General features: G+C 41.1%; 22 protein-coding genes. 12 read left to right on the forward strand and 10 right to left on the reverse strand.

The genetic code is table 11. The features are described from left to right. Window positions 1-8 precede the first annotated feature (8 nt). From APA_RS03865 to APA_RS03875, 3 genes are all read left to right on the forward strand, one after another. Entirely contained in the window at window positions 9-449 is a 441-nt protein-coding gene (locus APA_RS03865) for an ATP-binding protein (protein ID WP_201320994.1), read from the forward strand. A gap of 238 nt (window positions 450-687) precedes the next feature. Beyond that, complete coding sequence (locus APA_RS03870; protein ID WP_201320995.1) at window positions 688-2,973, forward strand: bifunctional (p)ppGpp synthetase/guanosine-3',5'-bis(diphosphate) 3'-pyrophosphohydrolase; 2,286 nt, start codon at window positions 688-690, stop codon at window positions 2,971-2,973. Between the two features lie 47 nt (window positions 2,974-3,020). Next, window positions 3,021-3,617: a Uma2 family endonuclease gene (locus APA_RS03875; RefSeq protein WP_201320996.1), complete on the forward strand. Its 597-nt coding sequence runs from the start codon at window positions 3,021-3,023 to the stop codon at window positions 3,615-3,617. Window positions 3,618-3,643: 26 nt separating this feature from the next. Here the strand turns inward: APA_RS03875 and APA_RS03880 are convergent, their stop codons facing one another. The 4 genes from APA_RS03880 to APA_RS03895 form a co-directional block, all read right to left on the reverse strand. After that, window positions 3,644-4,024 (reverse strand): HEPN domain-containing protein, encoded by a 381-nt coding sequence (locus APA_RS03880; protein WP_201320997.1) that lies wholly within the window; start codon window positions 4,022-4,024, stop codon window positions 3,644-3,646. Continuing rightward, on the reverse strand, window positions 4,021-4,356 hold the full coding sequence (locus APA_RS03885) for a nucleotidyltransferase domain-containing protein (protein ID WP_201320998.1): 336 nt from the start codon (window positions 4,354-4,356) through the stop codon (window positions 4,021-4,023). The genes APA_RS03880 and APA_RS03885 overlap by 4 nt, the downstream gene beginning before the upstream one ends. Window positions 4,357-4,479: 123 nt before the next feature. Next, window positions 4,480-4,683, reverse strand: coding sequence for a substrate-binding domain-containing protein (locus APA_RS03890; RefSeq protein ID WP_201320999.1), 204 nt, complete (start codon window positions 4,681-4,683; stop codon window positions 4,480-4,482). A gap of 106 nt (window positions 4,684-4,789) precedes the next feature. After that, the gene (locus APA_RS03895; RefSeq protein WP_201321000.1) at window positions 4,790-5,494 is read right to left on the reverse strand and encodes an ROK family protein; all 705 of its coding nucleotides are present in this window, start codon (window positions 5,492-5,494) and stop codon (window positions 4,790-4,792) included. A 165-nt stretch (window positions 5,495-5,659) separates the two neighbouring features. On the opposite strand from APA_RS03895, the gene APA_RS03900 reads away from it, so the two are divergent. Continuing rightward, window positions 5,660-8,074: an NACHT domain-containing NTPase gene (locus APA_RS03900; RefSeq protein WP_201321001.1), complete on the forward strand. Its 2,415-nt coding sequence runs from the start codon at window positions 5,660-5,662 to the stop codon at window positions 8,072-8,074. A 99-nt stretch (window positions 8,075-8,173) separates the two neighbouring features. Further along, window positions 8,174-9,070, forward strand: coding sequence for an ABC transporter ATP-binding protein (locus APA_RS03905; RefSeq protein ID WP_201321002.1), 897 nt, complete (start codon window positions 8,174-8,176; stop codon window positions 9,068-9,070). A 216-nt stretch (window positions 9,071-9,286) separates the two neighbouring features. Here APA_RS03905 and APA_RS03910 read toward each other — a convergent pair whose 3' ends face one another. Beyond that, entirely contained in the window at window positions 9,287-10,330 is a 1,044-nt protein-coding gene (locus tag APA_RS03910) for a hypothetical protein (protein ID WP_201321003.1), read from the reverse strand. Window positions 10,331-10,655: 325 nt separating this feature from the next. On the opposite strand from APA_RS03910, the gene APA_RS03915 reads away from it, so the two are divergent. After that, window positions 10,656-11,627, forward strand: coding sequence for an ABC transporter ATP-binding protein (locus APA_RS03915; RefSeq protein WP_201321004.1), 972 nt, complete (start codon window positions 10,656-10,658; stop codon window positions 11,625-11,627). Window positions 11,628-11,694: 67 nt separating this feature from the next. Here the strand turns inward: APA_RS03915 and APA_RS03920 are convergent, their stop codons facing one another. After that, window positions 11,695-12,372: a DUF1517 domain-containing protein gene (locus APA_RS03920; protein WP_201321005.1), complete on the reverse strand. Its 678-nt coding sequence runs from the start codon at window positions 12,370-12,372 to the stop codon at window positions 11,695-11,697. A 73-nt stretch (window positions 12,373-12,445) separates the two neighbouring features. On the opposite strand from APA_RS03920, the gene APA_RS03925 reads away from it, so the two are divergent. Continuing rightward, the gene (locus APA_RS03925) at window positions 12,446-12,661 is read left to right on the forward strand and encodes a hypothetical protein (RefSeq protein ID WP_201321006.1); all 216 of its coding nucleotides are present in this window, start codon (window positions 12,446-12,448) and stop codon (window positions 12,659-12,661) included. Window positions 12,662-12,795: 134 nt separating this feature from the next. On the opposite strand, the gene APA_RS03930 is transcribed toward APA_RS03925, so the two are convergent. The 3 genes from APA_RS03930 to APA_RS03940 all read right to left on the reverse strand — a co-directional run bounded on the left by APA_RS03930 (window position 12,796) and on the right by APA_RS03940 (window position 15,578). Next, window positions 12,796-13,809, reverse strand: a complete 1,014-nt coding sequence (locus APA_RS03930) for a diguanylate cyclase (RefSeq protein WP_201321007.1) — start codon at window positions 13,807-13,809, stop codon at window positions 12,796-12,798. A gap of 63 nt (window positions 13,810-13,872) precedes the next feature. Further along, window positions 13,873-14,757 (reverse strand): DnaJ domain-containing protein, encoded by an 885-nt coding sequence (locus tag APA_RS03935; RefSeq protein WP_236579395.1) that lies wholly within the window; start codon window positions 14,755-14,757, stop codon window positions 13,873-13,875. Beyond that, complete coding sequence (locus tag APA_RS03940; protein WP_201321008.1) at window positions 14,670-15,578, reverse strand: ABC transporter substrate-binding protein; 909 nt, start codon at window positions 15,576-15,578, stop codon at window positions 14,670-14,672. Before APA_RS03940 ends, APA_RS03935 begins: the two co-directional genes overlap by 88 nt. Before the next feature lie 108 nt (window positions 15,579-15,686). On the opposite strand from APA_RS03940, the gene APA_RS03945 reads away from it, so the two are divergent. Then, the gene (locus APA_RS03945) at window positions 15,687-16,589 is read left to right on the forward strand and encodes a hypothetical protein (protein ID WP_201321009.1); all 903 of its coding nucleotides are present in this window, start codon (window positions 15,687-15,689) and stop codon (window positions 16,587-16,589) included. Window positions 16,590-16,595: 6 nt separating this feature from the next. On the opposite strand, the gene APA_RS03950 is transcribed toward APA_RS03945, so the two are convergent. Then, complete coding sequence (locus APA_RS03950; protein WP_201321010.1) at window positions 16,596-17,177, reverse strand: Uma2 family endonuclease; 582 nt, start codon at window positions 17,175-17,177, stop codon at window positions 16,596-16,598. 65 nt (window positions 17,178-17,242) lie between these two features. Between APA_RS03950 and APA_RS03955 the strand changes: the two genes are divergently transcribed. The 4 genes from APA_RS03955 to APA_RS03970 form a co-directional block, all read left to right on the forward strand. Further along, window positions 17,243-18,241 carry a DUF928 domain-containing protein gene (locus APA_RS03955; protein WP_201321011.1) on the forward strand — a complete coding sequence of 333 codons (999 nt, stop codon included), beginning with the start codon at window positions 17,243-17,245 and terminating at the stop codon, window positions 18,239-18,241. 6 nt (window positions 18,242-18,247) lie between these two features. Then, the gene (locus APA_RS03960) at window positions 18,248-19,396 is read left to right on the forward strand and encodes a glycosyltransferase family 4 protein (protein WP_201321012.1); all 1,149 of its coding nucleotides are present in this window, start codon (window positions 18,248-18,250) and stop codon (window positions 19,394-19,396) included. A gap of 153 nt (window positions 19,397-19,549) precedes the next feature. Then, on the forward strand, window positions 19,550-20,419 hold the full coding sequence (gene argB / locus APA_RS03965) for an acetylglutamate kinase (protein ID WP_201321013.1): 870 nt from the start codon (window positions 19,550-19,552) through the stop codon (window positions 20,417-20,419). A gap of 148 nt (window positions 20,420-20,567) precedes the next feature. Beyond that, on the forward strand, window positions 20,568-20,754 hold a 187-nt coding region (locus APA_RS03970), incomplete at its 3' end, for a hypothetical protein (protein WP_236579396.1).

Here is a 20,754-nt window from a genome sequence, read left to right on the forward strand (position 1 = left end):
AAAAGTCCGTGATTGTGACACCTGTGCGTCCATTAGGGCGAAAGTGGAGAAATCTCAGTTTTACTTCAACGCTTTATCTTGTCCCAGTACTAGACTTGTTGCTTGACGAAGTCCCGTCAGAATGGCAAGCAGAGTTACGGTTAGGTTTGCAAGAAGCATTAGTTAATGCTGTAAAACATGGAAACTCTCTTGATCCATGCAAGCAAATCACTGTTAAATTTTCGATAGTTTCACAAATGTACTGGTGGGTAATTACGGATCAGGGTGATGATCTGAAGTCATCTAGTTGTTCAGGCAAAGATGATCCTACCCCATGCCAAGACCTTGAATGTGGTAGAGGCTTTTATATATTACGCAAGATTTTTGAACAAGTGCAGTGGGATGGTGTGGCGCATCGTTTGACGCTGTGCAAGCGGATTGATCGATTAAGTAAACCGATGATTTTTTAGACTTCTAGCTGGACAGAAAGCTGTACATTGAGCCACCTTTTCTTTACTCTAGTAGCGATCGCTATAATAATCAGAATTAACAGAGATAAAACTAGCAATTCTTATTGCTGAAACAGATGCATAAAAAAACACCAAGATTTGTTTTCCTAGAGACAAAATCGTATATTTAATAACATAAAGTTTAAGATAAGGTTATGCAGATCTCAATAACTATCTTTGCTAAGGCGAAATTAAACGTATGACACCGATGACATTATTAGCTGAAGCTCCAGTAGATCGTTTAGGTCATCCGATTGATGATGAAATAGATTGCGAAAACGTACGGGAATGTAATACGGTAGTAGATGCATGGATTCCAGACTGGCTGAGAATTAGTTGGGAGAAATCGCAAAGGGGTGAAAGTTTAGATAATGAAGATGTTGTTGGTCGAGCCTTAGATTTTGCCTATAGACTTCATGATGGTCAGTGCCGTGCGTCGGGGGAGCCTTACATATTACATCCGATCTCCGTTGCTGCAATTTTAAAAGATTTAGGTGGCAGTAATGCGATGATCGCCGCAGGTTTTTTGCATGATGTGGTTGAAGATACGGATGTATCTTGCGATCAGATCGAAGAAATGTTTGGGAAAGAAGTCCGACAATTGGTTGAAGGGGTCACCAAATTATCGAAACTGAGTTTTGAGAGTAAAACTGAAAGCCAAGCCGAAAATTTTCGCCGCATGTTTCTAGCAATGGCTCAAGACATTCGCGTGATTATCGTGAAGCTTGCCGATCGCTTACACAATATGCGAACGCTGGAGCATTTGCGTCCAGAGAAACAAGTATTAATTTCTAGAGAAACGAGAGAGATTTTTGCGCCTTTGGCTAACCGTTTGGGGTTAGGGCAAATTAAATGGGAATTGGAAGATATTGCTTTTAAATATATTGAGCCAGATCGGTATCAAACAATGGTGTCTCTGGTTGCCGAGACCCATCAGGATCGCCAAGAGCAGTTGACAGAAGTGACGCGGGTGTTAGCCGATCGCCTAAAGTCGATGGAAATTGATGATTTTGAAATTAGCGGTAGACCGAAGCATCTGTATGGCATCTATCGCAAAATGGAACGCCAAAAGAAACAATACAATGAGATTTATGACATTCAAGCGGTTAGAGTAATCGTCAATACCAAAGAAGAATGCTATCGGGTTCTTGCTGTTGTTCACGATCATTTCTGTCCGATTCCTGGTCGGTTTAAAGATTACATTGGTTTACCTAAACCAAATCGCTATCAATCGTTACATACGGCTGTGATTGGACCAAAAGGTCAACCTGTTGAGGTACAGATTCGCACATGGGAAATGCATCATATTGCTGATTATGGAATTGCGGCGCATTGGAAATACAAAGAAAGTAATTCGACTAGCAGACCGCTTAAGGGAGACGATCAAAAATTTACTTGGTTGCGTCAGTTGGTCGAATGGCAGCGCGAACTGAAAGATCCTCAAGAATATCTTGATAGTGTTAAGGAAGATTTATTTGATAGCGAAGTTTATGTCTTTAGTCCCAAGGGCGATGTGTATTGCTTGCCACGAGGCTCGACACCTGTAGACTTTGCCTATCGGGTGCACACTGAAGTTGGCAATCATTGCTCTGGTGCATTGGTAAATAATGTGATGGTTCCTTTGCAACGCCCGCTTAAACATGGCGATATTGTCACAATTCTCACCCAAAACAATGCGCATCCCAGTACCGATTGGATTAATTTTGTTGCTACTAATTCGGCAAAAAGCAGAATTCGGCAATGGTTTAAGCGATCGCGCCGTGATGAAAATCTTGCACTAGGACGCAGTGCTTTAGAGCGAGAATTGGGCAAAAATGGCTTGGAAGCATTGCTTAAATCTGACCAGATGCAAAAACTTGCTGAGCGCTGTAACTATCACAATGTTGAGGATCTGATCGCGGGTATTGGCTATGGTGAAACTTCAGTTAATTCTGTAGTTAATAAACTGCGCGAACATCAACATAATGATCGTTATTTCAATCCTCAAAAGTTTGAATCGCGACATGAACCTGCTCCTAGTAGTAGTTCCAAATCGCCAATTTTGGGGCTGGAGGGGATGGTTTACTCGATCGCAGGTTGTTGCGCTCCATTGCCTGGGGAAACAATTACAGGAGTGGTTGCGTTAGGTAGCAATCGTGGCATCACAATTCATCGTCATGATTGTAATAATTTGGCAAATATTCCTAGCGATCGCTTGTTGCATGTTGGTTGGAATCAGAATAAAGAGTCCGATCATGTCCAAACCTATGCCATTGATATTCGGGTGGAAACCATTGATCGTGTTGGTGTACTGCGAGATATTTTGACTCGTCTATCGGACAACAAAATTAATGTCCGTAAGGCAAATGTACAAACCAAAAAAGGTAAGGCAGCGATTATTGATTTAAGTATTGATATTAGCGATCGCCATCAATTTGATCGGGTTTGCAATCAAATTAATAAAATGTGTGACACTCTTTCTGTTTCGCGCCTTGTTGCAGAATAAGCAGAGCTTTGTGATTCTTCAATCATTTTATGAAAGCAATAAAAAACATGAACTTTCAAACTATCGATCTTAGTTCAGTGATCACCCTAACTCGCGAAGATTTCGTCAAGCTCTGCGCGGCAAATCCTGATATGAAACTAGAACGTACAGCCAAAGGAGAATTGATCGTTATGTCCCCAACTGGTGGCGAAACTGGCAGTTTTAACTCTGACCTAAATTACGACCTAGTAGCTTGGAATCGATCTTATCCAATAAGTAAAACTATCGGCAAAACCTTTGATTCATCGACAGGGTTTAGTTTGCCGAATGGTAGCGATCGCTCTCCTGATGCGGCATGGATTTCTCTCGCAAAATGGGAATCGCTCACGAGTGAACAACGAAGGGGTTTTTTGCCTCTCTGTCCTGATTTTCTAATCGAGCTTTTATCGCCGAGTGATTCATGGAAACAAGGAGAAGTAAAGATGCAGGAATATATGGACAATGGCTGTCTTTTGGGATGGTTGATCGCGCCTAAACTTAAACGAGTTGCTATCTATCGCAAAGGACAACCAGTGGAAATTTTGGATAATCCCAAAATACTTTCTGGGGAAAATGTATTACCAAATTTTGTTTTAGAAATTGGCAATATGTTGGCATGGAGTTAAAGGTAATATTGCTAACAAAGTTGAGTCTATTCAGATTTCGACAATATTTTATTAACTTCATCAACAAATCTTTTGGCATTATCTAGCGATGTTTGAGCTACTGTATCATCTGCTAAAAAGTTAGCTTTATAATCGCTAGCCTGTCTCAGTTCATAGGTATCACCCAAAAAGCTGCCGATCTCAGGATTCATTTTTCCTGTATTCACAAAATGTTGCCCTATTAACTTTATTACGGCTCTATGTGTAGATGTATCAAATCCTTCAAGAAGCAATAGAGCTTGAGCCGAGTAAAACATTGCATAGTAAGATCGCGATATGCAAGAGCGATAGCGTTTCCCATTGTATAAAAATTCTGCCGTCTCTAATTCTTCCTTAGACAGCGATAAGTATTGTGTAATCTCACTCATAAAACTATTCCTTCTCTTCCCACAACCCTTATAAATGAGGAAGCCCTACTTAAATATTCTTCTTTAGAAACTGGCAAAATCGAAACTAGCTCATCATAATGCATTAAAAAATAATAGCGAATCGCTGACATGCGGTATATTTCTTTTGCAATATCGACAGAATCATTGAGTATTGCCATGACATCAATATCTGAGTCGGATGTTGCTTCACCCCTAGCTTGCGAACCAAAAAGAATTAAAGAAAATAAGCGATCTCCATATAGTTCAATCAATTTCGCTTTAAGATCTGCTAAAAGAATGGATAATGTTTCATTCTTAACTGCTGTATTCATGACTAGGCTTTAAGCGTTATTTGCTATTAGTATAAACTCTGGTTATGTTATGCGATCGTCTCTTAAATATCTACCAAGTACACATAAAGATAAATATTGCCTGAGATTATTTTATGGCAAGCCTCAAAGAATTGAGATGAATTCAGCTTTTTCAACAAGTTGTTGTCCTTGGGGCGATTGCACAAATTCGATAAATTGTTTGGCTTCGGGGCTGTTTTTATCTGGGATTGCTAGGTAAAGATCGCGGCTGAGGGGATAAACTTTTTTCTTGATTGTGTCTTTATTGAGTGGATCGATGCCTTCGATGGGAACGACTCTGTTAGCCATGCAAGCAACTCCGATCATCATAGACCGATTTAAACAATGTAGCAGATAATTTTAAGAAATTTAGCTACTACATTGTCATCATGTTTGGTTAAATTAATTTGAGCAATTACAAGTACCACAGAGCTAGCCCGCCGATGAGACCCAAATCATTGGAGACGATCGCAACTTTGTCAGATAAATTTGGCGGTAATGCCAAATTCACTAAGCGAGCGTTGCCGCCACCGATATAAAGTTTGTCGTAATTAAATAATTTATAGAGCGTGGCGATCGCTTCTAACAATCTCGTATTCCATATTTCCATACCTACTTGATCGAGAGCTGCTTGTCCTAAAAGATCTTCGTAAGTATCGCGATCGCGCCAAATATGTTGACCTAGTTCCAGATTTGGCAGCAGCTTACCATTGAGAAATAGCGATGATCCAAAACCAGTTCCTAGAGTAATTACTAGCTCCACGCCTTCACCCGCGATCGCACCGCAGCCCTGAATATCCGCATCATTAGCAATCCTGATCGGCTTACCTAATTTATTTTGCAACACCTCAGCTAAGGGAAAGCCGTCCCAGTCAGGATGTAAATTAATTGCTCCCCTTGTCACCCCATTTTCGACAACACTAGGAAACCCAATGGAAATTCGATCATATTCCCCCAGTTTCTCGATCAAATCGATTAATGTCGCCACGATGACATTGGGTGTGGCAGGACGAGGTGTATGAATAAGATATCTCGCTGAGGCATTAGTGCAATCATCTTGCAATATGATTGCCTTGATACTACTTCCACCCACATCAATCGCTAGTGTTAACAAACTCACAGGAATATACTTCTCGTACTAGATAATAGAATTTATTAAAGTAAGGTTTCATCAAAACCAATTTTGGAGTTTTCATCGCCTGATGCGTGAAAAGTCCAAAATTGGTTTCATAATTAGGAATGCTAGCAAATTTTTGTTGAAGTAAGCAAAAAAGGAATTAAGAAAATGGCTATAGCCTTAATGCTAAGAGCGTCGTCAGATATCCTAAGTAAAGCGCAAGAAGAACTCGCACTGAGAGGATACACACCTCTCCAATTGTCGGCTGAGCTTAGTCTCGCTGTTCAACTGGTCGATAATTTTCTGAATGGAGAAATTGTCGATCGCAATACCTATAACTTAATTTGTGAAAAGCTAAATATTTCTATAGATTCTGTTCAGGATCTATCGGTAGAAAAGTCGATAGAAAACAAAGTTAATCCAAATATTCAAGCCCATATAAATGCAATTAAATCTAATAATACTACACTGATAGCAAATTCAAATTCAAGTGATAGCGCAATTATAGAAAAGACCAATCAAAGTGTAAATGATAGCTCGTCTGTAAGTGTAGAGACTGGGCCTGATAAATTATTGATGAAAATCCGCAAAGCTATATCTAATGGCTTAGTACGTCAATGCGATCGCCTCAGAATAATTGATGTTAATACGCCACTTCATTTGCATGATTTATATACTGAGATTAATATTTTTACTGTTTTACCGAGTAGTCAAAATCTTGATCTAGATGAAGCTTTTGCAAATGTATCTCCTGAGCAATACGATCGCTTTTATTTAGCCAAAATTCGTCCATCCACAATTCCAGCAAATCAGGCTCTAGAAGAATCACAACAAATTTTGCTAGTTGGTAGTTTAGGTTCAGGTAAGACGACATTACTTAAATATTGGTCAATGGCTTGCATTTCAGGCAATATTTTGCCTGAATATTTACCTGTGTTTTTACCATTGCGATCGCTTGTTTCTCTTAATGACATCGGTAACCCATTTATATGGTTAAAGCAACAAATTATTAACTATGGATTGTCAGATGAATTTTTAGATAGCAAAGTCTTAGATCAATTATTAAATCAAGGACGATTGTTATTACTGTGGGATGGGTTAGATGAACTGCCAGAGATTTATCACGCAGAAATTGCGCAAAAAATCTCAAACTTTAGCGATCGCTATCCTAAGAATCGAGCAGTTCTCGCTACGCGCAATCCGATCTATGGTCATATCCTCGAATCGTTTTCGACATTGGAAGTAGCTCCTTTTGGTGAGACACAAATCGCTACATTTGCAAATAAATGGTTTCAAACTACTTGCTCGCAAAAGCCGAAAAAGAATGAAAAGTTTCAACAATTGCTCGCCACAAATCAACCATTGGCAGAAATTGCCAGTAATCCTTTATTGCTAACCTATCTTTGTACTGTCTTTAACAGTTGTGATTCTCTTAAAACAAACTTTTATCAGGAAATCTTAGATCTACTATTGACTAAATGGGAGCAAACTAAATGTTTGCCTAGCTCATCCAATCGAATGTTATCAACTTCTCAAAAGCTAGATTTGCTCTCCTATGTGGCGATCGTGTCACTTGATCGGCATGGTTATGTGTGGCAAAACAATCAACTTGAGGAAGACTTTCAGGCTTGTATGGTAGCTAGCCGCAACTTATCTAAATTAGCGATCGATCATGATCAGATTTTTCGGATTCTCAAGTGGCAACATAGCCTATTGGTCGAATGCGCGAAAGGAATTTACTCACTCACCCACACTACTCTGCACGACTATCTTGCCGCCTATCGGATTGCCAACAGCACGCCTACTGCTGCCCAAAAGTATTTGCTAGAGCGGATATATCTCAAGCGTTGGCATGGTGTGATCGTGATGACCGTCAGCATTTCCCAACAAGCCGATCGCATGTTGAAGACGATGAAACGCAAAATTGATGATTTGGTGAGCCAAGATCCACAATTGCAGTCATTTCTGACATGGGTTAATCAACAGTCAATTCAAATTCAAACCCCATATAAGGCGGTGACGATTCGGGCTTTATACCTAGATATTGATTTAGAAAATACCCGATCGCTTGACCGTGCTCGGGCCTTAGATATCGCCCATTCTCGTTCTTTGGAACGCGCCCGCGCTAAAGCAATGGGGCTTGACAATACTATGGAAACAGAGGTAGACATCGATTACACGATTAATCTCGCGCTCAATCTTGACTTAGCTTTATATTTTGCTAATCACGCTGTTTTAGAGCTCGCTTGTACATTGGAGTCAGATCTACATAGAGGGTTACAGTTTTTGCGTCAGAAATTTCCTGATCCTTATAAAAATCGAGAAACTTTTGCGAAGTGGTGGCAAGCTAAGGGGCTAGATTGGTCAAAAAAATTACGCAACTTAATCGTGCAGCATCGCAAAAGTTCGCAAGAATGGCAATTCAGCGAAAACCAACTTAATCAGTTGCGTACATATCATGATGCTAATAAGCTTTTGATCGAATGTCTGAATAATGCTGAATATGTTAGTCCGTTAGTCAAGAGTCAAATCGAGTCTACATTGCTACTACCTCAAGGCGAGTACAGCATATTGCAGTATTAAAAAATTAGTGCGATGGGCGAAGCCCGTCGCACTAATTTTTTTAATACTGCAATAGCGATTGCTATACTTTAGGCATTGCTTTAAAGAGATACATACCCTGTGCTAGAAGTTCGCAAAATCTGTAAATCTTATGGCAAGAAGCAAGTTTTACAGGACTTAAGTTTTGCTATTCAGCCTGGGGAAGTCTATGGGTTACTAGGTCCAAACGGTGCTGGCAAAACCACTACGATTAGTATTTTGTGTGGTTTGATCCATGCCGATCGCGGCAATGTCACGATGAATGGGCAAAATGCATCCAGCTCAACCCGATCGCTTATTGGCGTTGCCCCACAGGAAAATATTTTTTATAAAAGCTTAACCTGCGAAGAAAATTTGCGATTTTTTGGACAGCTTTACGGGCTAAGTAATGAAGTTTGTCGGAAACAGGCTCAATATTGTTTGGAGTTAGTGGGGCTAAGCGATCGCGCTAAAAGTATTGCTGATAGTCTCAGTGGTGGAATGCAACGTCGTCTGAGTATGGCGATCGCTCTTGTGCATCAGCCGCAATTAGTCGTACTTGACGAACCAACTACAGGACTTGATATTGAAGCCCGTTATGAAGTCTGGGAATTGATTCGTAAACTTAGAAGTCAAGATACTGCCATTTTATTAACAACCCATATGCTAGAGGAAGCAGAACGTCTTTGTCAGCGTATTGGCATTATCAAGCAGGGGAGTTTGCTTGCTGAAGGTAGCCTCGAAGAACTTCGTAAACATGTCCCTGCTCAAGAAATTGCGATCATTTGCACACCCACCGAAGATTTAGCGATCGCCAGAGCGATCGAGTTGGGCTTCGACTATCGCTACTATGGTCGAGATTTGGCTTTTTGGCTACCCAAGGTAATGGAATTGAAAGAAATTTTAGAATGTTTTGAAGGCATCGCAATTGACTCGATAATGCGCCAACCCGTCCGTCTTGAAAATATCTACGTAGAAGTCACCCAAGGCTCTAAATAAATCTAAAGGCTGCGCAAAGTTGTAATAGCGCTGTCGCTATTACAACTTTGCGCTCAAACCCGAACCGATAATTTTTTAAAAGTGTTGCAAAGCAACACTTTTAAAAAATTTATTGTGGTTAGTTTGATCGTAAATTGCAGCAAAACCCAAAATATGAGAGGCGGCGCGAAGCGCCGCCTCTCATATTTTGGGTTTTGCTTTGTCTTTGCACCGTATTTAGCTTTCTAAGCTTTGAGCATGGGTAAAAACTGCCTTAGTAAAAGCCAACAGATTTTGCTGGATTTGCAGAGAATCTGATGTTACAAGACGATCAAGTGATGTGTAATATGTTGCAGCTAGTTTGGGGCGGCTACCAGCTTTGGTCATCCATAGACCATCCGCCAAACTCGCTCTAATCTCGACCGTAATATGATTATTGTCTGGTAGCGTAAAGCGATCGGAAATGCCATGAAAAGCCTGAATCTGAGCTTTTGCATCTCCCTTAATCCAAATTGTCGCTACAAGATAGGGACTCACAGCTTGCAGATCGTTATGACTCACAGATCTGGCTGCATAAATATAAAGTAATTGCAACCAAGGTAAAGGGTAAATGACCTCTAAAGCACTATAACCACTTAGCTTAGCGTCGATCTTCATTTCTTGGAAATAATCGATTGTTTGCGCCCATTGCTGACTAAAAGTTTTTGCTACATCAGGATTAAGAAATAAATTACCCCATTCACGATGCTGCCAAGGTTGCATATCCATGAAATGCATGTATTCAGCAAACTCATGGGCAAGACGCTCTTGCTTTTGAGCGACCAGAGCATATACATCTTGCCAACAGAAATACGGCATAGATGAATTCACATCATCATATGGCTGGAGATAATATTGTTTTGCTGAAACCCCAGCTAACATCTCAGGCTCAATGAGACAATAACTATTGCTAATTACTGCTATATAAGTCTTCTTAGGCTGAGACTCAGCCAAAATGAATAATGCGTCTAAGGAGAGCTTGCTTAGCTGGCTCTCCAAGTAATGATCGCAAAGAATATCAAAATCTTGACACTCTAAAAGTATGTCAGGCTGTATGCCTGATGCATAAAAAGGATAGCTAACAGCTTTAACAAAGGTTGAACTTGGCTTGCCTGATCTCTGTGTTAAAAAGTCAACGAAATCTTGACCTAAATCTGGAACATTTTCTAGTAAATATTCCCAAGAAGCAGCAAAACGCTCCTTCTTGTCTAGGTTTGGTGGCAGCAAAAAAATGTTACTCATAGCTGGGCGCTATCTAGCCTTGTTTCATTACATTGTATAGGTTATCTATTGACACATATCTATTCGGAGGGTAACGATTTTTATCTTTCTCCTAAGTAGCCCTGCGCAATTAAAATCCAGATTCAAAACCTATGCAGCCCGCTGCAAGGGCGGCATAGGTTTTAAGGTTTTATGTTTAATTTTATCTACCTACTTATATAGACATTTACTCCCTTCTCATTCAAGTATTAATGATGTGGGGCAGCAATTCTCATTTTTAAATTAACCCGAACTGACGTTAAAATAATGTTTTAAAGTATGAACTTTGCAGCTTTGATCGGCAGCTATGGTAGAAGTATTGACTAATAAATCCCAGACAGAGACTATTCAGAGCAACGCTATTGTGGCGGATGGTTTGAGCAAAACTTATCGTACTGGCTTTTGGTTAAATCAAAAAATTAGTTCTTTACAGGATTTTTCATTAACCATTCGCCAAGGCGAGACTTTTGGAGTGTTAGGCCCTAATGGGGCAGGCAAAACCACATTATTAAAGATTTTGTTGGGTATTGTGAAACCCACATCAGGAACTGGTGAAATTTTAGGTTACCCCCTAGGCGATCGCACGGCTAAGCAGTCAATCGGCTATTTGCCCGAAAATGCTTATTACTACGACTATTTGACTGGCTGGGAACTTCTCGATTTTATTGGCAGTTTGTTTGGGGTTGCGCCGACATTGCGCCGCCAGCGCATTGCTGATTTGCTAGATCTTGTTGGTCTATCTCAGTCAGTGGCGCGGAAAAAACAATTGCGCCAATACTCTAAAGGCATGGTGCAAAGAATTGGCGTAGCACAAGCTCTAATCAATGATCCCGAAATTGTGTTTCTTGATGAGCCGATGTCTGGGCTTGATCCCGTTGGACGGTATCAGGTGCGAGAAATTATTTTGATGCTCAAAAATCAGGGTAAAACTGTATTTTTTAACAGTCATATTTTGTCGGATGTCGAATTGATCTGCGATCGCATTGGCATTCTCAACAAAGGCGAACTTGTAGCGATGGGAACCTTAAATGAGTTACTTGGTACGGAGCAGTCATATCAGGTTAGTGGACATGGTGGCTCTGAGTTAGAGTTGCAACCTTGGTTAGAGCATTTAATTTTCCAGAATGACACTTGGCATGGTCAGTTAGCTAAAGATTTACCAGAGTTTTTGACCTATATCGCTAGTATTGGGGCAAAGGCGATCTCGATCGAGCTGGCCCGCCAAACCCTCGAAGAATTTTTTATCGATCAAATCAAAGCTTCCCGCCACAAAGAATAAAGGAAGGCGGCGCGTAGCGCCGCCTTCCTTTATTTGAATAGCAAAGATTGCATTGCTGTAAAAGCAATTAAATTTGAATCATGTTGCTGTATTCAGTCAGTAGCTCATCGTATGTGAGGCTATCTGTATCTGCTTGAGGACTCCAAAGTAACTCAAACACTAATAAATGACTAGCTGGGAGCGAAGCGATCGCTTCTAATGCTGTGCGTAATTCTTGCGTATTTCTGATCTCACCAAATAGAGGTCGATCGTGTTCAGTACCAATCAATAGCGTCACCACAATATAAGCGGATGGGTCTTTGTCTGGAGATGCGATCGCTGTCGATCGCTTAGCAACTCGACCACTGACATTCACTAATGTTTCTTCACTAAACTTGGTACGTTCTTCTAGAGACAATTTATTAAAGACTTCTTCAGCTTTGTCTCGATGCACTGATTGTGAACTGGATGAAGCATGTGTCCAATTTTCGGGGGTACGCATCAAAGCGAGCGCAGACTCTTGCATCAAAGTCATTAAACCTTCTGGGGAGTCAGTATCAACTTCAAGACTTAACTCCGTCAATCTGGCTTGGACTTCACGGGCTTGAGCAAATAGTGCAACTTGGAGTTTGCTAACTGTAAAGGTTTCATTCCCTAAGTCATTTCCTGCTCCAATCCGTTTAGAACGCATCATGATCGCTCGAATAATAAAGTAAACGATCGCAAAAACAATCAATAAAATTATTACCCAGACAAACCAGGACATCCCATTCGACGATGTGGAAGTTGTTGATCGATAAGGATCATAGGATGGGTTATTCGACGAATTATTGATAATTATGGGAGCAACGATAGTCGAGGGTCTATTTGATGATGGTTGGCTAGGGGGCGTTAATGCATCGCGATCGTTGGAAGGGCTAGATGTTGTGGAGGGTGATGATTTAGCTGGAGTTGATGACTTAGATGGAGCTGATGACTTAGAACTACTAGAACTTGAAGGCGCTGAACGGGTGAAAGAACCGCCACCGCTTCGACCAGCACTACTTTTTGCATAGCCTTGCTGATTTTTGAGCAAGCCTGTATCTAATTTGCGATCGCTTAAGCCTAGCTCTATCCCAAGAACTATGGAAAATACGAGTAGCGTAGATATAAAGAACTTAAATTTTTTCTTACGCATAATATTTTCAAATTATTCAAAAATTTCGATGTAGTCGCGATCGCCCCCAGATTTTTGGGCTTGGAGAAGATATTGCTCAGCCAAAGAGACAAGTTCATCAAAACTCAGCTCGGGAATCTGTTGATTTTGATTTTCTAAGGCAGTTACCACACCGCCAATACTAATGGTTAAAGGAAATAACAACCCTGAAGAAACGGCGATCGGATGACTACGAATACTGGTAAGGAGATTCTGAGAGAGTTGAGTGCCACTTGCAGCATCACCATGGGGAGTGACACATACAAACTCATCTAAACCATGACGATAAATCAAACTATTCGCCATACAACTATGGCTTAAGCGTCCAGAGATCGCATTAATTGCCTCATTGCCGATTTTCTCACCGTAGGAATCGACAATTGACTTAAACAGATCAATATCAACGATCAATACACTCAAGAAACGGTAACTTTTGTAAGTACCAAATCCTTTAAGTTGCATCATCATCTTTGGCATTGCATCTGCAAAGGCTTGCTCACTTAAAACTTTGGTTAAAGAATCAGACAAGCTGAGTGCATCTAGCAAGTCATTATGAGCCAGCAATCTTTGATTCGTCCATGTTAAGGACTGGGTTAAAGCAGTCAGTCGAAGTCCTGTTCGCAATCTTGCTTTGAGTTCAGAACTATCTATGGGATCGTTGAGAAATTCATCGACACCAGTATCTAGTCCAATTTGGCGTTGTTGAGAGTTAGCATCTTCGACGATCAAGACAAAATATATTGCCATCAACTCGGGATGCTCAAGATTTGACTTGCTCCGATGACAAAGTGCTAAACCTGACACGTCTGGAATTGTCCAATCAGCTATGACGATTGCAGGTTTTTTTTGCAGAATTATTTCCCATGCTTTTTCGCCACTGGTTTCAGTGATGAAATTATATTTTTCAGCCGCTAAAACTTGAGCGATCGCCGATAAAATCTGGCGATCGCCACTAGTGACTAGAATCAGTGAATTATGACGGTAGTATTTGAGTCTGCGGAAATCCAAGATGCTTGCCTCGTCATGTCTTTAATCTAAGGAAATCCAACTTTAGAGAGAAATACTCGGAATTTATTTCTTGCCCCAGCCAAATAGTCCACCTTTCTTGTCTGGGGGCTTTTCTGGTGGTTTTGTCTGTGCACTCACCTGATTAATGTATTTGACGGCAGTTGGCTCTTTAGGATCGAGTTTGAGTGCTTTTTGAAAGCTTGCCTTGGCGATCGCCGCCGCATTTTGATTCATTTGCACTAAACCCTTAAGTGCATACACCTTGGCATTATTTGGATCAAGTTTTTCGGCACTGAGCAGTTCCTTGAGCGCATCAGTCCATTGTTTCTTGCTAATAAATAATTCTGCCATATTCAGATTACGCAGGGCTGGAGACTGGGCAGGTTTAGCCGCAGGAGTTGCCTCCACATTAGCGCCCTGTCCGCCAACAGGAGCCGCCGTACTACTGCCTGAAGAAAAGCTAAGACTGGTTTGGGTAAACAAATATACGAGATTTAACTCGCTAAGAGTAGCGGTGTACTCCATAATCGAGTCAAGGGTTTCGTACTGCTTAGGCGAAACTTGCTCGACATATTGCTTGTAGGTGATCTCATGGGGGATTCGATATAGCTTTTGCGCTATTTCCGAACTGAGAGTAGGAGTTTCTTCTTTTTGCTTTTTGTTTTGGGCAAACATTCTCAAAGTTGCTAAATATTCACCACGCTCGCGATCGCTGTTTAGTAATTGATAGGCTGGGCTGACCATCTTCGAGAAATATTTGGTTGCACTCTCCTTCTCTTCGGAAGTTCGGCCAAATACATCGGGATGCAAGATCTTCGCCAGCTTGAGAAATTTTTTGCGAATCTGAGCTGGCTCAGTGGTCATTGGTAAACCGAGTATGGCGTAATGATCGCTAATACCGTAACTGGCAAGACCTTTGTTGATTTTAAAGTTTTCTGGCTTTCCCACAGGTTCCACCTCTTAAGTATTTGTTCGAGTTTACCCTCTTGACGCATCTCTGTTAAAGCCTTATCTACAGCTTTTTTAAGTGATACGTCATCTTTGTTGACGATCGCCACTAGGCGGATCGGAATTAATGGCTCCCCAACAATTATAAAGTTGGGATTGTTGCGTACTTGCCATACTGCCACAGGTTCATCAAGGATCATCGCATCAAGTTGGCGATCGCGTAGTTGGATCACCATACGATCAAGATCCCGTGAGGAAAAAAGGCGAATGGCGTTGCCTCTATTCTTATTATAGGTTTCGGCGATCGCTGCACCTCCGCTATTTGCCACAACCCCGACCCGCTTGCCGATCATATCGCGCAAAGACTTAATTTGGGTTCCGTCAGATCGAATCAGCAAGCGCTGGGCGCTGCGATAGTAAGCCGTAGTTTCAATAAATTTGCCTTTAGTTTCACCTGTTTCTAAGGCTCCTTCTTCACGCGCACTGAGCAGAATATCGACTTGTCGTGAAGCCAAATTTTCAGGTTGGTTTGTCCAAGGAATATTAATTGGACGTGGCTCTATGTTTAGCCTTGCAGCGATTTCTTGGATAATTTCTAGCTCAAAGCCATCATAAAACTGGGTTTTAGCATTCCAAAACATATAGGGACCGCCGATCGCGGCATCCATACCTACCCGCAAATGTCCGCGTCGCATGACGATACCGAGGCTGCTATCTTCAGCAAATACCGGCGATGTGATGGGTGATATCGTGCTAGCGACTCCCAGACATAGCCCTGTATAAATTGTGAAGCCAGCAAGTTTGTGAGCAAACTTAAACATTATTTCAATAAAAGGTTTATTCTCTAATCAGTCAAGAGATTGTTATGACTACTATAGCAACCGTTTTAATAACCTTTAACAAGATATTTTTTCTTTGTAGAAAATCCTATGCCAATTGTCTATATTCATGGAATCTCATATCGATCTGATTCACCAGATTCAGAATCATCTTGGCAAAATATAAAGAAAAATCTTCGTAAATACATTGCACCAGTTATTTCCGCAAACTATGAGGAAGTAATAATTAAGCAAGTTTACTGGGGCGATATAGGGGTAAGGTTTGCTTGGAATGGTGACAGTTTTAGGAATCGGGAAACACTTCCTGATTCTTCCCCACTTCTGAAACTTTTTGAAACACAGCAGCATGAAGACTTGTCGAAAGAACTTTTAAGTCGAGCGTTGAACTTAACAGGTTTTGGTGTGACAAAAGCCGTTGACAAAGTTTATCTGCGGCAGTTTGTATCAGAGGTTATTACACTTTGGCTAGGTGACATATTTGTATATTTATCACATAGAGGGAATTTCAAAAATATTGGTGAGATTCCTAGCCGTATTGTGGAGGCAATGGTTGATGCCAAGAAAAATTCGGTTAATCAGAATGAGCCATTAATTGTTGTGAGTCATAGCATGGGTGGTCAAATTGTTTATGACTTAGTGACTCATTTTTTACCGAATATGCCTCAATACGACAACTTGAAAATAAATTTTTGGTGTACTTGCTCGTCTCAAGTCGGTTTATTTGAGGAAATGAAAGTTTTTTTAGCAAGTGATCTTCGTTATGATTCCAAACAGAGAGTCCCCTTTCCTAGCCGCCAACATCTTGGTTACTGGTGGAATGTGTGGGATGAAAGCGATTACATCAGTTTCAGCGCAAAAGATATTTTTGAAGGTATTGATGATTATTCCTACAACAGTGGCGCACCAGCAATCAGCGCTCATTTTGCAGTAATGGAGCAACCTAGCTTTTTTGTGAAATTTGCTGAGGTTTTAAGAAGTAATTTCAATTTATGAATAACTTTAACTTTTGCAAAAAGCTCTTATTGCTTCTAATCGTGATGGCATCAGTACACAACGCACTAGTAGATCGAGATCAAGATTGGGCAAAAGCTGGCTACGGGTGACAAGATGGTATTCCGAAGAGATAAAAGTATACACTTGCAATTGATTATTTTCCCAAAGCCATACTTCAGGAATCTCAAAGCGGCGATATTTCTCTAGTTTTTCTAAGCTACCGCTAGTCAAGATCACCTCGATCGCTAGATCAGGATTAGCTTTCTTTCCCCCCAAATAATAAGACTCGTCAGGCTCAAAGGATGTCCCCTTTTCTTGACCGCGACGAGTTGCACTGCCCACAGGTATAAACTCAATTCCTTGGATAATGAAATAGGCTTCTAACAAAATCGCTAGAGATTTTTTAATCAATTCGTGGGGTTCGCCAACAGTCATCAGTTCAATCCAGCCATCAAGATAAGTAATGCGAAAGCCACCTGTTGCTAACAGATTTTCTAGAACCTCAAATTCTTGCCAACTATAGATCCTTGGCAATAGTAACTTTTGCTCTAGCTCAATATGAGTTGATTTAGATAAAGTGATGCTCATATGCTATGACTGCTACTACTTAGCAAATACTTAATAGCCATTTTACGCGCATGGCGCTGAAATTTATGAGATGTAAAGTATCTATTCCTCAAAGTAATTCTTTGACTGCTGTAACTAACAAGCTAACTTTTCATACTTGTCTCAGTAGTGCCTTTACAATCCTGATCTGTTTTTTGTCGAGTTTGGCAGTACCTAGCGACTTACTGCAATTAGATGCGATCGCTCAAACTTGGCTATTAGCACAGTTTAGCGGCACTAATTATGGCTTAGGGTTACCAAAAACTGCAAGCACAGGCGGAGGTACAAGACTTGTCAATCGCGACTTCGACATTGATAGATCTGTCCCTATCACTCCCCCCACAACAATTAGAGGTGGCGTTCCATCTGCCCCTAGAGATAGACAACCACAACTATTGAGAGAGCAGCAACTACCGTTACTGATCTTGATTACACCTGAAGATGGGGCAAGGACAGCGATTTCACAACCTACGCTTTATTGGCATTTACACGACAAAAATGCTCAAGCTTCTTCATTAGAAATTGATAATCTCGAAAATAATTCGTCTAAAGTAAACGCAAAAAATACTTTTGTAGGGAAGTTTAGCCTCATAACATCAGAGGGAGATAAATCGATTACGATTTTTCAAACTGATCTAAAAATGTCTAGCGGTTTATCTAGCTTCAAAATACCGATCTCTGTTTCTTTGCAACCCTCTAAAACCTATCGTTGGCAAATCACTGTGAAGGATAAACGTGCTAAGGAAGTTACGGCAAGCGGCTGGATTGTTTATACCCCACCTGATGACAATCTCCAAAAATACTTGATGCGTGCCTTAACTATTCGCGATCGCGCCAAGATTTATGCTGAAGCTGGATATTGGTTTGAGGCGATCGATGGTTATACCCGTTGGCTAAACTTTAAACCTGAAGATCTAAAAGCTAGAACTACCAGAAACGAAATATTGAAGTCAGGATTTGCCAAAAATACAAACTTAGATTTTGATACTTTTATCGGACTGTTAAATGACGATGCCACAAAATCACTAGTCAATAAACCACTCTAAGCAAACATGAAAGAAAAGCGGATTTTATTTGTGAGCTATACCGCAGTTTTGGGTGGGGGAGAGCTTTGTTTACTCGATTTTGCCCATGCTTATCGTGAAACTAGTCAGGTAGTCCTATTAACCGATGGGATCTTAAAGAATCGACTTGAAGATTTAGACGTAAAGGTTGAGGTTTTGCAAGCATCGCGATCGCTTGCCGATGTGAAAGTATCCAGCGGATTAGCATCACTCAAATCTATCGGCGATCTATGGCGACTTGGTAAGCAAATAGCGCAAAAAAGCCAAGATTTTGACCTGATTCATGCCAATAACCAGAAAGGGTTTGTGGTATCAGCGATCGCCAGATTATTTGGCGGTGCGCCTGTAGTTTGGTATCTGCACGACATTTTAACCTCGGATATTTTTAGCCCAACTAATCGTCGTATTGCGGTTACTTTGGCGAATTGGTTTGCTACGCGAGTAATTGTTAATTCCCAAGCTACGGGTGAAGCTTTTCTTGCCGCAGGTGGGAAACGACAATTATTACGCACGGTTTACAACGGCTTTAATGTCGAAAAATTCGATCAAATTAACGACAATCAAAAGACTTTACGTGAGGAATTAGGGATTCCTTGCGATCGCAATTTGATTGGCATGTTTAGCCGTTTGTCTTATTGGAAAGGACAACATATTTTGCTAGAAGCCGCGAGTAAACTCCCTGATGTGCATGTTTTGTTAGTTGGGGATGCTCTTTTTGGCGAAGCTGAATATACTGAGAAATTAAAAAATATTGCTGCCCAAGACAGCTTAAAAGGGCGCGTGCATTGGCTTGGCTTTCGCCAAGATATCCCTACATTAATGAAGGCTTGTGATGCGATCGCCCATTGCTCGACTGCTCCTGAACCTTTTGGCAGAGTAATTGTGGAGGCGCAATTATCAAAACGTCCTGCGATCGCTACTATCGGCGGCGGTACTAGCGAAATTATCGAAAATGGCATCACAGGTTTACTGATTCCACCCAACGATCCACAATTGCTCGCTGATGCTATGCATCTAATTTTTAGCGATCTCCCTGCTACTCAGAGGATCGTTGAAACTGCTTATATACAAGCCCAAGCTAAATTTTCGATCCCCTCAGTTTGTCAAGCTTTTGAAATGGCGATCGCAGGTGTTTAGAATTTTGAGTGAGCGCGAAGCGCTCACTCAAAATATATGTAATTTCGCAAAAGTCATCAAATATTAATAAAAAGCCCAATTAGCTCATCTATTGGGGTAATTGAGGCTGTAAGGTTAATCAAAGTATTTTTTTAAGATTAGTTGAGGCGTTAAATGCTAACAGACAGCGATCGCGTTCAGGTTCTAAGTGAAGCTCTGCCTTATATGCAGGAATTTGCGGGGCGTACCATTGTCGTCAAGTACGGGGGGGCGGCAATGAAAGAAGAAAACCTGCGACAGGACGTGATCCGAGATGTCGTGACGATGTCATTTATGGGACTGCGCCCAGTATTAGTTCATGGCGGTGGACCTGAAATCAATACATGGCTAACTAAGCTCAATATCAAACCACAGTTTATCGATGGTTTGCGCGTCACCGATGCTGAGACAATGGAAGTAGTGGAAATGGTATTAGTGGGGCGAGTCAACAAGCAGATTGTCGAAATGATTAACCTTGCTGGCGGTTCTGGTGTGGGGTTGTGTGGTAAAGATGGCAACTTGATTCGTGCTCGTCCTCAGGGAAATGATGCGATCGGCTTTGTAGGCGAAGTTAGTGGCATTAATATCGGTCTACTTTCAACTCTACTCGAAGCAGGGCATATTCCCGTTGTGTCCAGCGTTGCAACCGATGAAACAGGTCAGTCCTACAATATCAATGCTGATACGGTTGCTGGTGAACTTGCTGCGGCTCTGGGAGCCGAAAAATTAATCTTGCTTACCGACATTGCAGGTATTTTGCATGATTACAAAGATCCCAGTACTCTCTACCGTAGTTTGACCATCCAAAAGGCAAGAGAACTGATGAATAGCAATGTGGTCAGTGGTGGCATGATTCCCAAAGTACAGTGTTGCGTGCGATCGCTAGCTCAAGGTGTGAAAGCAGCGCATATTGTCGATGGTCGTGTACCTCATTCACTGCTATTAGAAATTTTCACTAATAGTGGGGTTGGCTCCATGATTGTTGCTTCAGAAAATACACTCTAAAAGTTAGGGCAAGAGAAGCATGTTCTAATACAAAAACATAAAAAGGCTCAGCCTTTTTATGTTTTTAAAACCCTTGCTGAGTTTGGTTTTTAATTCCCAAAAGTGTGCCGACACTTTTGGGAATTGGTATAACTTGTTGGATGAAATTATGGCAGATATTGATGATTCAGATAATCAACAACCTGTGGCGGATCAATCACAACGTGTTTCTGAGTCGTCTCAATTTGATCCGTCAAAACCCAATACATTAAGAACTCTAATCTCATCTAAATTTGGGCAATCTAAGTCTGCATCTGGGCAATCTAAGTCTGAGCAAGCCAAATTTGGCTTGCTCA

It is taken from the genome of Pseudanabaena sp. lw0831 (genome assembly GCF_016584665.1).
Lineage (GTDB): Bacteria > Cyanobacteriota > Cyanobacteriia > Pseudanabaenales > Pseudanabaenaceae > Pseudanabaena.

Excerpts from the sequence above, each read along its gene's own strand:
- APA_RS03870 (WP_201320995.1), top strand. The coding sequence starts at position 688 with ATGACACCGATGACATTATTAGCTGAAGCTCCAGTAGATCGTTTAGGT.
- APA_RS03875 (WP_201320996.1), top strand. The coding sequence starts at position 3,021 with ATGAACTTTCAAACTATCGATCTTAGTTCAGTGATCACCCTAACTCGC.
- APA_RS03880 (WP_201320997.1), bottom strand. The coding sequence starts at position 4,024 with ATGAGTGAGATTACACAATACTTATCGCTGTCTAAGGAAGAATTAGAG.
- APA_RS03885 (WP_201320998.1), bottom strand. The coding sequence starts at position 4,356 with ATGAATACAGCAGTTAAGAATGAAACATTATCCATTCTTTTAGCAGAT.
- APA_RS03890 (WP_201320999.1), bottom strand. The coding sequence starts at position 4,683 with ATGGCTAACAGAGTCGTTCCCATCGAAGGCATCGATCCACTCAATAAA.
- APA_RS03900 (WP_201321001.1), top strand. The coding sequence starts at position 5,660 with ATGGCTATAGCCTTAATGCTAAGAGCGTCGTCAGATATCCTAAGTAAA.
- APA_RS03910 (WP_201321003.1), bottom strand. The coding sequence starts at position 10,330 with ATGAGTAACATTTTTTTGCTGCCACCAAACCTAGACAAGAAGGAGCGT.
- APA_RS03915 (WP_201321004.1), top strand. The coding sequence starts at position 10,656 with ATGGTAGAAGTATTGACTAATAAATCCCAGACAGAGACTATTCAGAGC.
- APA_RS03920 (WP_201321005.1), bottom strand. The coding sequence starts at position 12,372 with ATGTCCTGGTTTGTCTGGGTAATAATTTTATTGATTGTTTTTGCGATC.
- APA_RS03925 (WP_201321006.1), top strand. The coding sequence starts at position 12,446 with ATGGGAGCAACGATAGTCGAGGGTCTATTTGATGATGGTTGGCTAGGG.
- APA_RS03940 (WP_201321008.1), bottom strand. The coding sequence starts at position 15,578 with ATGTTTAAGTTTGCTCACAAACTTGCTGGCTTCACAATTTATACAGGG.
- APA_RS03945 (WP_201321009.1), top strand. The coding sequence starts at position 15,687 with ATGCCAATTGTCTATATTCATGGAATCTCATATCGATCTGATTCACCA.
- APA_RS03950 (WP_201321010.1), bottom strand. The coding sequence starts at position 17,177 with ATGAGCATCACTTTATCTAAATCAACTCATATTGAGCTAGAGCAAAAG.
- APA_RS03955 (WP_201321011.1), top strand. The coding sequence starts at position 17,243 with ATGAGATGTAAAGTATCTATTCCTCAAAGTAATTCTTTGACTGCTGTA.
- APA_RS03960 (WP_201321012.1), top strand. The coding sequence starts at position 18,248 with ATGAAAGAAAAGCGGATTTTATTTGTGAGCTATACCGCAGTTTTGGGT.
- argB (WP_201321013.1), top strand. The coding sequence starts at position 19,550 with ATGCTAACAGACAGCGATCGCGTTCAGGTTCTAAGTGAAGCTCTGCCT.